Below are 13,750 nucleotides of genomic sequence, written 5' to 3' on the forward strand. Positions count from 1 at the left end.
CACGAGGAGGCGCCAGGTTAAACTGAAGGGACTGACCCCGGAGGAGTTCCGGAGACAGTCCCTTGCGGCGTAGTTCTTATTTAAGCCGTCCAAGTTTTGGGGTGCAGTTCACACTACGTGCGGCGGGGGTTCTTTCGTCCTGCGGAATGTCCGCGAAGGTTAGCCCTCAGATCCTGCTACGACTACGTCCTCGGATTGTGGGGCTGAATGAAGGACGTGGCTGAGGGGGCCTTTTGTCCCCTTCGCTGTTTCGCGGCTTTGCCGCGAAACCTCGCGCTACTTTGGGGATGGATGGGGGCGTGGCTGGATTGCAGATTCAAATGGCTAGAGAGATATGGGCGCGAACGAGAAATCGTTATTGGGGTCATCCTTTTCCATAAACTCATCGAGACAAAACGTCATGTAGATTGGAACGTACAGAACCTTGCCCTCTTTGCTGAGATTCTCGTGGCTCAGTACAACGGCCTCGGGAATTTTGTACTCGCCTACACTCATCAGACGATCGAGGGCCGCATGCGCTCGAACTTTCTTGCCCGATTTGACCTCGATTGGGACAACATGCCCGTGGGCGCCTTCGATCACAAAGTCAACTTCACCGACCTCACGCGTTTGGTAGTACCATGCATCCGCCCCGAGGGCAACGAGTTCCTGCGCGACCACGTTCTCATAGAGACCACCAAGGTTGGGAGTTTTCATATCAAGATAGACAGCGCGTGCAGTGCTACCGGGGTATCGCGATGCGAGCATGCCTGTATCAGACTCGTATAGTTTGAAGGCTGTCGTTTTCTCCGTCCTCTTGAGAGGACTCCGTGGCTCCGTCACCCTGGCGACCATCAATCCAACACCTGCGTTAACAAGCCACAGGAAATCCTGCTCATATTTTTTAAGGCGAGCTCCCCCACCCAGAGACGAAACAACAAAGCGATGAGACTCCGCCTCAAGCTGAACGGGAATTTGCTCAAAAATCGACCGAACGTTAAACGCTCGAGTCGATGTATATTTTGAGATATCGCTTTTGTACTGATCGACCAACTGAGTTTGAAGCTCACGTGTGCTCACGAGCGAATAACCCGAATCAATATAATTCTGAACGACCTCCGGCATGCCGCCGCAAACGATATAAGCTCTATAGTTCTTGAGCATCGCCTCATGAATATAGTTTTCGACAGGATGTTTCTCGACAAGGCAGCTGCGAATGCCTGCAAGCACATTCTCGCTAACGCTGTTTGCCCAACAAAACTCTTCAAAATCCATCGGGCGCATAACAATGTGCTCTACATACCCCACCGGAAAAGAAGAGATCCCCTTAAACTCAGTCCCAAGCATAGACCCCGAGAAGACATAGCTAAAGCGCCCATCCTCGACCAACGCCTTCATGAGTGTAACGATCTGCGGATACTCCTGAATCTCATCGACAAAGACAAGCGTATCGCCCTCAACAAGCGGCGCATCCGCAAGAAGGGCTACGCGGTTGATAAAGTCAACGGAGTTCTTTGCGCCAACAAGTGCATTCCTTGCTTCGATATCGAGTAGTAAATTGACCTCAAAATACGAAGCGTAGTTGCTTTTTCCAAACGCGCGAATCGCATAGCTCTTGCCGATCTGACGCGCACCAGTAACAAGTAATGCCTTATTGGAGTTATTCTTCCAGCTCAAAAGCCTATCAGTGACCTTACGGCGTAGCATTAAACCCCCAAATGACAAAAATTGACAGATAGAATCGCCTAAAATCATACAAAAATTGGCAGATAATAACGTCGTAAATATACAAAAATTGGAAGATAGCAAAGGTCCGATAAGGTCTCAAAGCCACTGAAACAGCGCTCTACTTTGCGAAGGGGCTGGGGACGCTGTTGCGTGCGTCTCCAGCCCTCTGATTCTTACTTTGGGTCCCGTGGTGGGACTATGTTGGTGCTACCTGGCTGTTTTTACCTTGTCTCGCCGCTCTCTGTGCGTAGGCGGTAGCCGTGGACGAGGTCGCTAATAGCCGGCCAGGGAATCTGGCGGTCGACCCAAAATTGGAGCTGGACCAGATAGCGCTCAGTGGCACGGGTGAGGGCCGCGAACTGTTCGTGAGTCTCTACCTGGGCGTAGAGGTCGCGGCTGTGGGCGAGGATTGCCGTAGTGTCATCCATTTTGCCGGTGACGTCAAAGGCGCCCGAGAACCAGTCGCACAGGCGCGCGGCGCTGTTGTTGATCGTTGCGAGGTCGGCGGTGCCGTCGTTGGCGTTTTCGTTGGCCTGGGCTCGCAGGAGGGAGAGAGCGTCGGCGGCGTTCATACAGTAGCCGACGGTGAAGTTCCAGACGGCGAATTCGCGGCCGGTGTCGAGCTTGCGGCGGCGCATGTAGTCGATGTCACGGGGTTCTTCGAGCATCATTTGGTCAGCGAGGGCCTCAAGTGCAGTGGTGTACTCGGCAAGGTCGAGTGCGAGCAGGGTGTTGATATCCATCATCTTTAGGCCTCCGTTTCGATCTCGACGATTTCGTTTTTAATGTACATGCCCTGGTTGTCCCAGACATTGCGGCAGGCGGCGGCAAAGCGCTCGCGGTCGGCTTCGCAGATGCGGGCGAACATGTTGCAGGTGCCAAAGGGCTCGCACACGTCAAAGAAGATGCAAATTGACGACCAGCCGCCATACCAGCTCACGGCGCCCGCTGGCTCGTGAAAGACGGGGTTCTCGATGTGCTCGTAATTGGCGATGGGGCCCGATACGGGATAGGTTACCTCGGCATCGCAGATCTTGGCCGAAAAGATACGTGACTCGACCGGACAGGACGATTCGAACAGCTTGCACGCCTCGGGAGCCTTGTCCCAGAGCATGTCGGCGAGAAACGTCTCGCCATTCAGCGTGATCTTGAGCATTTTTGTCATAGTAAGGACCTCCTCAATCCGTCGCTCAAGGGGTTCGCTGGCGGATAAGGAGAAGACAGCAGCGGGGTCGCCGAACCCAAACTTCACGACAGATCTCTGTCGCCCCAGCCCGCGCTGTTCTTCGCTAAAGTACCATGCCGTAATTGCGCGCGCAATATCAGTTTTTGAATTTCTGGAAGCGGCAATCGACGAGACGGCTCGCCGGCTGCCGGCCGACGCGCGGTAAGGGTGCTCGTCTATTCCCTAAGTTGGATGAAAAACGCTATGTTATTGCAGGGCTGCATACTCGTCTTATAAATGTATAGAATCTCGTATAGTGCGAGTAAGATATTGCGCTGTCTGTTTTGTGTTTAGCAAAGATATAGTTTGCATAATCTGGTCTAATCCCTGCTATATCAAAATAAAGTCGCACGTAAATAGCTTAGATATGCTTGAGCTGGGCATCTTTACGCTGAACGGGTAAAAACGACCGTTCACCGTTCAACTGTTTTCAAAATGAATAAAATGAGCGATAAAGAGAATATAAACCTTAATAAACTCGCGTATTGCACGGACGTGGGTTATTAATGGGATGTAGGCCTTTTACAGAAAGGATTCCAGCAATGTCTAAGCCTCTTGGCAAGCCCGATCGTATTGTCGTCGCCCTTGGCGGCAACGCCCTCGGCAACAACCCCGTCGAGCAGATCGAGGCCGTGAGCAACACCGCCCACGCACTCCTTGGTCTCATCGAGCAGGGTAACGAGATCATCATCACCCACGGCAACGGCCCGCAGGTCGGCATGATCCAGAATGCCTTCGCCGCCGCCCACGACGCCATCGGCACCCCCGAGATGCCGCTGCCCGAGTGCGGCGCCATGTCCCAGGGCTACATTGGTTATCACCTGCAGCAGGGCATCGGCCGCGAGATGCACAAGCGCTATAAGCGTTGGCACGCCGCCACCGTCGTCACCCAGATCGAGTGCGACCCGGATGATCCTGCGTTCAAGAACCCGACCAAGCCGATCGGCCCCTTCTACACCGAGGAGCAGGCCAAGGAGTTCATGGCCGAGGATCCCTCCAAGGTCTTCGTCGAGGATTCCGGCCGCGGCTGGCGCCGCGTCGTCGCCTCCCCCGATCCCAAGAAGATCGTCGAGGCCGACTCCATCCTCAACCTGCTCGACAACGAGTTCATCGTCATCGCCTGCGGTGGCGGCGGCATTCCCGTCGTCCGCGACTACGAGAACAAGGGTTGCTACAAGGGCGTTCCCGCCGTCATCGACAAGGACCTGGGCGGCGAGCTGCTGGCCGAGGACTGCGACGCCGACGTCCTGTTCCTGCTGACCGCCGTTGAGCATGTCGCCATCAACTTTGGCAAGCCCAACCAGGAGGAGCTCGAGGACCTCACCGCCGACGAGGCCGAGCGCCTGGCCGACGAGGGCCAGTTCGGTAAGGGTTCCATGGAGCCCAAGGTCCGCGCTGCCATCAAGTTCGCCCGTTCCCGCAAGGGCCGCACCTGCATCATCGGCGCCCTGGACAAGGCCGCCGAGACCATGGCCGGCCTCTCCGGTACCCGCATCCACGAGTAGCCTCTACTCTGTTGCCTCTCTTGTGGGCGCCAGGCAAAGCGCCCACAAACTAGCCTCTCTTCATGAGCCCCGCAGTCCGCTCCGACTGCGGGGCTTTTGCTATTGAGGTGACTGTTCATGAGAAGCGCTGAAGACCGCGGAAACCCGGCACTTGGGGACGTTCCTTTTCTGCCGGCATCTTGGGACAGTCCTTTTCGGCAGCGCGAGCGGTCGTCTGCAAAGACGTCCCCAGTGGCTAGTCATTTAATGGCTGGTCATTTAAGTCTGTCCCCAATGACTAGTATTGGCCATTTAAGTCTGTCCCCAATGACTAGTAGTAGGCCCACATGGTTTCGATTTCGTTGAGGACTTCTACGATGCCCCAACGGCGGGCGCTACGGCTGGGCGAATTGGGATCGTAGACACCGATTTGGTCGGCGTCGTCAATGCCGTAGAGGACGATGTAATGACCCACGTTGGTAAACATGCCGGGACGCACGACGGCGATTACGGGAGTACCCGAGCGCAAGGCCTGGGCCATCGAGTCTCGGTCGTTGTAGAGCTGCGTCCCGTTAAGCCCCAGCTGCGCGGCGCCGCTCGTCATAAACGACCACTCGGTGGCACCGGTGGGGGCATAGTTGCCCGCCTCGGAAAGGGCGCACATATCGACCGGCGTCATATCGGTGCGCCCCGTTTTAAAGATGTAGATCATGGTGAGGCAGGTGGGTCCGCAGCCGTTTTGGCGGATAGTTCCGCCGGCGTAGGGCAGCTCCGACCATGCGGGGTCGATCTGGTAAATATGCGGCATGGTGCCGGCACTCCACTGCGAACGTGGGGTCGAAAAAGCAAACGAGTAGCCGAGTGCGACTGGGGCTTTGAGGAGCTTTTCCTCGGCGGTGGGCTCTAGGCCGGCAGAGCCATGCGAAGCACACGACCCCAGATACACAAATGCCAGACATGCCATGATGGAGCACAGGGCAAGACAGAGACGATGAATCTGCGGATTGGCGGCCCGGCCGCGTCCCAGCGGCCGTGGCTGCTTTGCGCCGCGTCCGCCGCGGGGCTTCGAAAAGAAACGGCTGATGTGGTTGTCAGACTTTCGCCGATCGATTTTCTGCCGCCGAGGCACTTCGGCCCGGCGTTGACGGGTGCCCGAGCGTGGGCGATCCGCTTGACGCGTGCTGGTATTCTGCGGCATAGACGACGAGGGGCGATCCTGCGGACGCTGCGGCCCGTCGTTGTCAGAAACACTCCTGGATGCTGGCGTGGTACGCCCGGCAAGGCGAACGTTTCGCTGTCGTTCGCCGCCGTTGTATTCGTATGCCATTTGCACCGCCTCGTCTCATGTATAACCCGTCCATCCTACAAAAAAGACGTGCAGCAAATGAGGACATACACCAAAACCTCGGTAAGCGGCATGGACGGGAGCGAGCCTGGCGTCATATAGCGACGCCCTCCGCGAGCGATTGAGTCGCGTCATCAAAACGGACGCCCGCACCGAGTGGCGCCCCTCGCCGTTCGTCCCAAAAACGGCGCCGCTCGTTTTGCAGTTCTGCCTTCGGTCGAGCTACGAGTGGCGTTGCTGTGCCAAGGCCGTATCTTAAAGCCATGAAATAAAAAGTGCGCGGCAAAACAGGCCGTGCAAGGGGTGACGCCAAGGGGCGTCAGAAAGGAAAGGAGGGGAACAATGGCGGACAAGAACGCAGAAGTTGCAGTCGAGGATACCGGCGGCATGAAGAAAACGCTTTCGCTCTGGAACTTCTTCACCATCGGTTTCGGTGCCATCATCGGTACCGGTTGGGTTCTGCAGGTCGGCGACTGGATGGTCGTGGGCGGCGGTCCCGTTCCCGCTATGATCGCATTCCTCTTGGGTGCAATCTTCCTCGTGCCCGTCGGAGCTGTTTTCGGTGAGCTTACGGCTGCTATCCCCATCTCGGGCGGCATCGTCGAGTATGTCGATCGTAGCTTTGGCCGTACAATGAGCTACATTACCGGTTGGCTCCTGGCCCTGGGCAACGGCATCCTGTGCCCGTGGGAGGCCATTGCCATTTCGACTCTCGTGTCCGAGATGTTCGGTAGCCTGCCCGGTCTTGAGTGGCTGCGCGCCATCAAGCTCTACACCATCCTGGGCGCCGACGTTTACCTGTTCCCGACGCTGATCGCGCTCGGCTTTGCAGTCTACGTCATCTTCCTCAATTTCCGCGGTGCCAGCTCGGCCGCCAAGCTCCAAGCCTTCCTGACCAAGGCCCTGCTCTGCGGCATGCTACTCGCCATGGGCGTCTCGCTGTTCACCGGCTCGCCGAACAACGCCATGCCTGTGTTCTCCCAGGTCGCCGGTGCTGGCGGCGGTAAGGCCGCCACCGAGGGCACCAGCCTGTTCGCCGGTATCGTGTCGGTCCTGGTTCTGACCCCATTCTTCTACGCCGGTTTCGACACCATTCCTCAGCAGGCTGAGGAAGCAGCCGAGGGCCTTAACTGGAACAAGTTCGGCAAGATCATCTCCCTGGCCCTGCTGGCCGCCGGCGGCTTCTACATGGTCTGCATTTACTCGTTCGGCACTATCCTTGACTGGCATGAGTTTGTTAAGAGCCCGGTTCCCGCGCTTGCCTGTCTTAAGGGCATCAACATGCTCCTGTACCTGGCCATGCTCGTCATCGCCACGCTTGGACCCATGGGCCCGATGAACTCCTTCTACGGCGCCACGAGCCGCATTATGCTCGCCATGGGCCGCAAGGGCCAGCTGCCCGAGAAGTTTGCCGAGGTCGATCCCAATTCCGGCGCTCCCAAGCTCGCCTGCGTCGTTCTGGCCATCATCACCGTCGTCGGTCCGTTCCTGGGCAAGAACATGCTCATCCCTCTGACCAATGTGTCGGCTCTCGCCTTCATCTTCTCTTGCGGCATGGTCGCTCTTGCCTGCCTGCGCATGCGCTTCACCGAGCCCGACCTACCTCGTCCCTACGAGGTGCCCGGCGGCAAGTTTGGCATCAGCCTCGCCATCGCTGCCTGCGCCATCATCATCGGCCTGCTCGTGATTCCGTTCTCTCCCGCCTCCCTCAACATGGTGGAGTGGAGCATCGTGATCGGCTGGTTGGCTATTGGCCTGGCTCTCATGGCTTTCACCAATTCCCGTAAAAAGTAACGCCGAGCCGGGGCGGATTGGGTGCGCGGTGCCCTCTCTCCCGCGTACCGAACCCGGCATCACTTGGGTAGCTTTGTGAGGCCTTAACCCAACACGGCCTCACCCACTATATGGATCCATAAGGAGGAACCATGTCCACTAAGTATGCAATCGTTGGCGGCAAGCTCATCGACGGTACCGGTGCCGAGCCGGTCGAGAACTCCCTCGTTCTCGTCGACGATAACGGCAAGATCGAGTACGCCGGTGTTATGCAGGACCTTCCCGAGGGCGTTGAGGTTATCGACGCCGCCGGCAAGACTGTCCTTCCCGGCCTGATCGACACCCACCTGCACTTCTCGGGCAACCTGACCGACGATGACACCGATTGGGTCATGCAGCCGCTCCTCGAGAAGCAGGCCGTCGCCGTCAAGCAGGCCTACGACTGCCTCACCCACGGCCTCACCACCGTCTGCGAGATCGGCCGCTTTGGTATCCAGATTCGCGACTGCATCGACAAGGGCGTCTTTAAGGGCCCGCGCGTTCTGGCCACCGGCCTCGGCTTCTGCCGTGTTGCCGGTCACGGTGACTCCCACCACTGCACCCAGGAGCTCAACAAGGAATCCCATCCCTGGGGCGACCAGGTCGACGGTCCTTGGGATCTGCGCAAGGCCGTCCGTCGTCGCCTGCGCGAGAACCCCGATGCCATCAAGATCTGGGCTACCGGTGGCGGCATCTGGCGCTGGGACTCCGGTCGCGACCAGCACTATTGCTCCGAGGAGATCCAGGCCGTGGTCGAAGAGGCCAAGATGGTCGGTATCCCCGTGTGGAGCCACTGCTACAACAACCACGCCGCCGCCTACGATTCCGTTCGCTTTGGCTGCGAGCAGCTGATTCACGGCTTCGATATCGATGAGCGCACCATGGACCTCATGGCCGAGCAGGGCACCTTCTTCACCCCGACGATCGCCTTCCTGCCCACCTGGTACGCCACCTATCCTCCCGTCTACGTCCCCGAGCTGCACGACAAGTACGAGGGTACCCTGGTCGAGAAGGAGCTGCAGCGCAACTATGACTGCCTGCGTGAGGCCAAGAAGCGCGGCGTCGTCATGACGATCGGCTCTGACTCCTTCTCCTTCGTCACCCCGTACGGCACCTGCTCCATCGAGGAGATGTACGAGTTCGTCGACAAGATCGGCTTCACCCCGGTCGAGACCATCACCTGCGCCACCCTCAACGGTGCCAAGATGTGCCACATCGAGGACGAGACCGGTTCCATCGAGGCCGGCAAGTGCGCCGACCTGCTGGTCGTCAACGGTGACGTCGCCGCCGACATCCACGTGCTCAACACTGACAACATGGACGTCATCATGAAGGACGGCTGGATTGTCGAGGCCGGCACCTTCGGCGAGCCAAACAAGTACAGCGCCTAAGCTACCGTTTGTCGATGGCTGGATGTAAAACACAGTTTTTGATTGCATAATGCAATGGAGAGGGTCGCTTGCGGCCCTCTTTATTGCTATCGGTACTACGGACAAGAGGGGATGACGGTGGATCTCAATAGGCTGATTCTGGGCAAGAGTTACAACTCTACCAAGGTCTTTCGTACGGCCCAGCATGTGGTCCAGGCCATCCTACTCGGTGTTGTCGTTCCGGCGCTTATCTTGCTGCTTATCTGGGATTTAACCGATAATCCCAATCCCGTTCCAGGCGTTGTCGTTATTGCCGGCCTGGTCATGCTGTGCTTCTTCTTCTCGTATGTCTTTGTGGTCCCCGATGACCTCACATCGAGCGCAACCGACCGCACGCTCGCCATCGCATCAAAAATATTTGCCTACACGTCGCGCGGCCTTACGCCCGAAGCGGCCCTGGGTGCCTCTAAAATCATCCTGTCCGAGACCATCGCTTCTGCCATCTGCTTTACTGACGGCAGGCAGGTGCTGGCAAGCTGGGGCGAGGACTCGGCAAAGTGCCCTGCCGGAACCCCGGTAGTGCTCAAGACCACGCTCAACGTGATTGAGACGGGCGAGCAGAGCGTGTTTTCGCGTGATGCCTCCAATGAGACGGGCGGTTATTTTCCCCGTCTGCGTGCCGGTATTGTCGCGCCGCTTAGCGTGCGTGGTCATTGCGTGGGCACACTCGAGCTGTATTATCCCCGCCTGAGCAGCATCGATATGCGCCAGACGGCGCTTGCCTCGGGTTTCGCCGATCTCATTTCCACGCAGCTCGCCAGCTTTGAGCTCGAGCGCCAGGATGAGCTCACGGCCCGCGTTGAGCTCCGCGCTCTGCAGTCGCAGGTCGATCCGCATTTTCTATTCAATACCATTAGCACGATCGTTTCGCTCGTTCGAACCGAGCCCGACAAGGCGCGATCGCTGCTGATCGACTTTTCCAACTACTATCGTCAGACGCTTTCTGACTCCGATACGCTCACCACGCTCGAGCACGAGGTGGAACAGGGCACCCGTTATATCAATCTTATGCAGGCCCGGTATGGCGACGGCCGTCTGCGCGTTTCGGTCGACATCGACTTTGAGGTGCGCGACAGCCTGGTGCCGCCGTTTATCTTGCAGCCGCTGCTCGAAAACTGCATCAAGCATGCGCAGCGCGAGACCGAGCCGCTTTCCATTCGTGTTAGGGCTTTTGAGACCGATGATGGCTTGGAGATCATCGTCGAAGATGACGGCATCGGTATGAGCGAAGAAGTCTGCGCGCATCTGTTTGAGCAGCATCGCCGAGAGGAGCCCGAAAGCATTACCGCCGACGGCTCCGTCAAGCGAGGTTGCGGCCTGGCGCTCTTCAACGTGCTTCAGCGCATCCATTTCTTTTACGGAGAAGATTCCGGCATGCGCGTGAAGTCCCAGGAGGGCGTGGGAACGCAGGTCATCGTTGAGTTGAACGGCGAGCCGCATGAGCCGGCGCCGCTAACGGTGTAGCACGCGGTTGGATTGAGAGAAAAAAGAGGGGAAGCGCATATGTCCGAAGGCTGGAACATCTTGGTGGTTGATGACGAGCCTCCAATTAGGGCTGAGCTACGTTATCTGTTGGAAAAGGATGCGCGTGTGGGCCAGATTGCCGAGGCGGGCAATGTCACCGAAGCCGTGGAATCGATTCTGTCGAACAAGCCCGACGTGCTGTTTTTAGACATTACCATGCCCGGTCGCTCGGGAATTGAGCTTGCCGAGACGCTTCAGAACCTAAAGACACCGCCGGTCGTGGTGTTTGTGACGGCATTTGCCGAGTATGCGGCCGATGCCTATAACCTCGATGCCGTCGATTACATCGTCAAGCCGGTCGAGGATGCTCGCCTGTCAAAGGCGCTCGATAAGATCGAGACCGCCCTGGGCGCTCGCCGTGTCGTCCATGCTCCGCACCAGCCTTTGCGCCTGACGGTGGATCGTGGGGGTAAAAAGGTGTTCATTCCCGTGGCGGATGTCTGCTACTTTGAGGCGCGCGCCGATTTTTGCAACGCCGTCTGCGCCGAGGGAACATATCTGATCAATGAGTCGATTTCATCGCTCGAGCGGCGCCTGGCCTCCGAGGGCTTTATCCGTGTCCACCGCAGCTATCTGGTCAACTTGGAAGACGTGCACAATGTCGAGATCGGTTCTACGGGTCTTATGGAACTCAGGCTCGATCGCGTAACCTCGACGGTGCCCGTGTCCCGTCGTCGCGCTGCCGAGGTTAAGGCGCGCCTGGGGCTTGTGTAGACGGTCCGCATGCCATCGTTTGCCGACGCAGGTTTGGCATGGGCGCGCGGTGGGCATAATGGGTGACATCGAATGAAATCGAAAGGATCATTATGCCTGCGCTTATTACGCATCATCTGTTTGGCGAGGAAAGCATCGATCGTCTGCCGCAGGGCGTCATTACGTCCGACGAGGAACGCATTGCCTTTATCCTGGGCAACCAGGGTCCCGACCCGTTTTTCTTCCACATCCTGACGCCGCGCGTTTCGGACTGCACGCTGCTGGCGCAGGCCATGCATCGCTCGCGCATGTCGCGCCAGTTCTCGTGCCTGCGCGACGGCGTGTCCCATCTGCTCCCGCGCGATGCCAACTTGGGCCGCGCCTTTGCGCTGGGCCTGCTGTCGCACTACGTGCTCGACCGTAATGCCCACCCCTTTGTCTACGAGCAGCAGTTTGGCATTGTCGAGTCCGATCCCGAGCTGGAGGATTCGGGCAGCCAGGTCCATGCGGTGCTCGAAAGTGACCTGGACGTGTTGATGCTGCAGCTCAAGCGCGACGGGGCCACGGTCGAGGACTATCCGCCGGCGGGCGAGATCGTCACCACCGACCGCATCAATCGCGTGGCCGGCGTGCTGATGAGCTATGTTGCCGGGCGTGTGTACGGTATCGATATCCCAGCGGGGGAGTACGGTGCCGCCGTTGCCGACATGCAGCTGCTCTATCGCACCATTGAACCGGCGGGCTCGGCCAAGACGCGTGCAATTGCCCTGGTCGAGGGCCTAGTACACGACTACTCCCTGCTCGATGGCCTTGCTCACCGCGTGACGACCGAGCCGCCCGAGCGCACCGGCAATCTGGGCCATCTGACGTGGAAGAATCCCTTTACCGATGAGGTCTCGAACGAGAGCTTCCCCGAGGTCTTTGACCGCGCGCTGGTCGATTACGAGTGCACGGTCACCCGCTTTATCGAGACCGGCGATATGGAGGCCGTGACCAACCACGTCAATTACAGCGGTCGCGTGCTCGGCGCTGACGAAGAGTTCGACCGCGAGGAGTAGGGTTCGTGCGTGTCCCTTTGCCGAATCCTTACCGGTGCCTCTGTGCAATTGGGGTACGATGAACTGACTGCATATCGGGCGAATACGAAGGGTCCCTGTCCATGAAATACACCAAGCTCGAGCGTAACTGGGTTATGTACGATGTGGGCAATTCGGCCCTCGTGTTGCTCAACACTTCGGTGGTGCCCATCTACTTTAACGCCATCAATACCGGTGCTTCCTCGGCCGACCTGGTGGTCGCTTGGGGTAGCGCGCAGACGATTGCCTCGCTGGTCATTGCCATGCTCATGCCCATTCTGGGCGCGCTTGCCGATTACGCCGGCAACAAGATCAAGTTTTTCTTGGGCTTCTTCCTCACGGGCTTGGTGCTTTGCCTGGCGCAGGCTATCCCAATGTCCGCCATGGCATTTTTGACCGTGTACGTGCTGTGCACCATCGGCCTTAACTCTTCTATGACGTTCTATGACGCCATGCTGCCCGACATTACCACCGACGAGCGCATGGACGCCGTGTCCAGCTCGGGCTATGCCTGGGGCTACATCGGTTCCACCGTGCCGTTCATCATCTGCCTGGCGCTTATCATGGGTGGTCCCGCTCTTGGCGTCCCCACCATGCTGGCAACGCGTCTGTCGTTTGTCATCACTGGTGCCTGGTGGCTCATCTTTACCCTGCCGCTCATTCGCACCTATAAGCAAAAGTACGGTCGCGAGCGCGGTCCCGAGGACACCATCGGCCACATCGTGGGCGGCGTTTTCTCTGAGGTCCTACACACCATGCGCGAGATCGCCCACAACAAGACCGTGCTGGTCTACATGATCGCGTTCTTCTTCTACATCGACGGTGTGCACACGGTCATTTCCATGGCAACCAGCTACGGTTCGGCTCTGGGCATCGACTCGACCCAGCTGGTACTGGCCCTGCTCGTTACACAGTTCGTGGCCTTTCCGTCCGCCATCATCTACGGCAAGCTCGCCGGACGCGTGGGCACGCTCAACATGATCCTGGTGGCGGTCGCCGCCTACATGGGCATTGTGCTGTTCGCCGCGTTTTTCCTCAAGACCGCCTTTGAATTCTGGGTGCTTGCCATTATGGTCGGCCTGTTCCAGGGTGGCGTGCAGGCACTCAGCCGTAGCTACTTTGGCCGCATCATCCCCAAGGAAAAGTCCAACGAGTACTACGGCTTCTTTGACATCTTTGGGCGCTATGCAAGCGTTATGGGCACCTTTCTGGTGTCGGTCGTCACCTCGCTGACCGGCAACCCGTCGCTGGGCGTTCTTTCCATTGCTGTGCTGCTGGTCGTTGGCTTTATGCTGCTGGCCCGCCTGTCTCGCATGACTCGAGCGGCAGAGCATGCCGCATAGGAGCGGGCGGCTATTGTGCCTGTCTGCGGTACTCTTTTGGGGTTATCCGCAATAAACATTGCGACTTGCGAGCAATGATTTGCCCAAGTGGGTATGATGGAATCAGCTAGG

The 13,750-nt window shown here is 58.2% G+C and carries 12 protein-coding genes; 8 read left to right on the forward strand and 4 right to left on the reverse strand.

Features of this window, described 5'->3' with window-relative positions:
- Positions 1-73, forward strand: a 73-nt coding sequence (locus tag ACTQ1S_RS05085; RefSeq protein WP_441015707.1) for an IS3 family transposase, incomplete at its 5' end; no start/stop codon positions are given.
- A gap of 251 nt (positions 74-324) precedes the next feature.
- On the opposite strand, the gene ACTQ1S_RS05090 is transcribed toward ACTQ1S_RS05085, so the two are convergent.
- The 3 genes from ACTQ1S_RS05090 to ACTQ1S_RS05100 all read right to left on the reverse strand — a co-directional run bounded on the left by ACTQ1S_RS05090 (position 325) and on the right by ACTQ1S_RS05100 (position 2,872).
- Positions 325-1,686, reverse strand: a complete 1,362-nt coding sequence (locus ACTQ1S_RS05090) for an ATP-binding protein (protein ID WP_441547219.1) — start codon at positions 1,684-1,686, stop codon at positions 325-327.
- Between the two features lie 242 nt (positions 1,687-1,928).
- Positions 1,929-2,450, reverse strand: coding sequence for a hypothetical protein (locus ACTQ1S_RS05095; RefSeq protein ID WP_271758658.1), 522 nt, complete (start codon positions 2,448-2,450; stop codon positions 1,929-1,931).
- 5 nt (positions 2,451-2,455) lie between these two features.
- On the reverse strand, positions 2,456-2,872 hold the full coding sequence (locus tag ACTQ1S_RS05100; RefSeq protein ID WP_154518619.1) for a DUF3830 family protein: 417 nt from the start codon (positions 2,870-2,872) through the stop codon (positions 2,456-2,458).
- 602 nt (positions 2,873-3,474) lie between these two features.
- Between ACTQ1S_RS05100 and arcC the strand changes: the two genes are divergently transcribed.
- Complete coding sequence (gene arcC, locus ACTQ1S_RS05105) at positions 3,475-4,437, forward strand: carbamate kinase (RefSeq protein ID WP_006235166.1); 963 nt, start codon at positions 3,475-3,477, stop codon at positions 4,435-4,437.
- Positions 4,438-4,747: 310 nt separating this feature from the next.
- Here arcC and ACTQ1S_RS05110 read toward each other — a convergent pair whose 3' ends face one another.
- A complete protein-coding gene (locus ACTQ1S_RS05110; RefSeq protein ID WP_441547220.1) occupies positions 4,748-5,380 on the reverse strand; it encodes a C39 family peptidase in 633 nt (210 codons plus the stop codon).
- Between the two features lie 723 nt (positions 5,381-6,103).
- On the opposite strand from ACTQ1S_RS05110, the gene ACTQ1S_RS05115 reads away from it, so the two are divergent.
- The 6 genes from ACTQ1S_RS05115 to ACTQ1S_RS05140 all read left to right on the forward strand — a co-directional run bounded on the left by ACTQ1S_RS05115 (position 6,104) and on the right by ACTQ1S_RS05140 (position 13,639).
- Positions 6,104-7,555 (forward strand): APC family permease, encoded by a 1,452-nt coding sequence (locus ACTQ1S_RS05115; protein WP_441031882.1) that lies wholly within the window; start codon positions 6,104-6,106, stop codon positions 7,553-7,555.
- Positions 7,556-7,686: 131 nt separating this feature from the next.
- The gene (locus tag ACTQ1S_RS05120) at positions 7,687-8,964 is read left to right on the forward strand and encodes a metal-dependent hydrolase family protein (RefSeq protein WP_154518625.1); all 1,278 of its coding nucleotides are present in this window, start codon (positions 7,687-7,689) and stop codon (positions 8,962-8,964) included.
- A gap of 117 nt (positions 8,965-9,081) precedes the next feature.
- Positions 9,082-10,467, forward strand: coding sequence for a sensor histidine kinase (locus ACTQ1S_RS05125; protein ID WP_427728891.1), 1,386 nt, complete (start codon positions 9,082-9,084; stop codon positions 10,465-10,467).
- 39 nt (positions 10,468-10,506) lie between these two features.
- Positions 10,507-11,241: a LytR/AlgR family response regulator transcription factor gene (locus tag ACTQ1S_RS05130; protein WP_427728894.1), complete on the forward strand. Its 735-nt coding sequence runs from the start codon at positions 10,507-10,509 to the stop codon at positions 11,239-11,241.
- Between the two features lie 92 nt (positions 11,242-11,333).
- Positions 11,334-12,278, forward strand: a complete 945-nt coding sequence (locus ACTQ1S_RS05135) for a zinc dependent phospholipase C family protein (RefSeq protein ID WP_441547221.1) — start codon at positions 11,334-11,336, stop codon at positions 12,276-12,278.
- A 101-nt stretch (positions 12,279-12,379) separates the two neighbouring features.
- The gene (locus ACTQ1S_RS05140) at positions 12,380-13,639 is read left to right on the forward strand and encodes an MFS transporter (RefSeq protein WP_441547222.1); all 1,260 of its coding nucleotides are present in this window, start codon (positions 12,380-12,382) and stop codon (positions 13,637-13,639) included.
- Positions 13,640-13,750 lie beyond the last annotated feature (111 nt).

Source organism: Collinsella sp. LCP21S3_D3 (genome assembly GCF_052118305.1).
Lineage (GTDB): Bacteria > Actinomycetota > Coriobacteriia > Coriobacteriales > Coriobacteriaceae > Collinsella.

Bases quoted from the DNA above. Each gene is read 5' to 3' on its own strand.
- ACTQ1S_RS05100 (WP_154518619.1), bottom strand. From the start codon at position 2,872: ATGACAAAAATGCTCAAGATCACGCTGAATGGCGAGACGTTTCTCGCC.
- ACTQ1S_RS05140 (WP_441547222.1), top strand. From the start codon at position 12,380: ATGAAATACACCAAGCTCGAGCGTAACTGGGTTATGTACGATGTGGGC.
- ACTQ1S_RS05135 (WP_441547221.1), top strand. From the start codon at position 11,334: ATGCCTGCGCTTATTACGCATCATCTGTTTGGCGAGGAAAGCATCGAT.
- ACTQ1S_RS05110 (WP_441547220.1), bottom strand. From the start codon at position 5,380: ATGGCATGTCTGGCATTTGTGTATCTGGGGTCGTGTGCTTCGCATGGC.
- ACTQ1S_RS05120 (WP_154518625.1), top strand. From the start codon at position 7,687: ATGTCCACTAAGTATGCAATCGTTGGCGGCAAGCTCATCGACGGTACC.
- ACTQ1S_RS05090 (WP_441547219.1), bottom strand. From the start codon at position 1,686: ATGCTACGCCGTAAGGTCACTGATAGGCTTTTGAGCTGGAAGAATAAC.
- ACTQ1S_RS05130 (WP_427728894.1), top strand. From the start codon at position 10,507: ATGTCCGAAGGCTGGAACATCTTGGTGGTTGATGACGAGCCTCCAATT.
- arcC (WP_006235166.1), top strand. From the start codon at position 3,475: ATGTCTAAGCCTCTTGGCAAGCCCGATCGTATTGTCGTCGCCCTTGGC.
- ACTQ1S_RS05095 (WP_271758658.1), bottom strand. From the start codon at position 2,450: ATGGATATCAACACCCTGCTCGCACTCGACCTTGCCGAGTACACCACT.
- ACTQ1S_RS05115 (WP_441031882.1), top strand. From the start codon at position 6,104: ATGGCGGACAAGAACGCAGAAGTTGCAGTCGAGGATACCGGCGGCATG.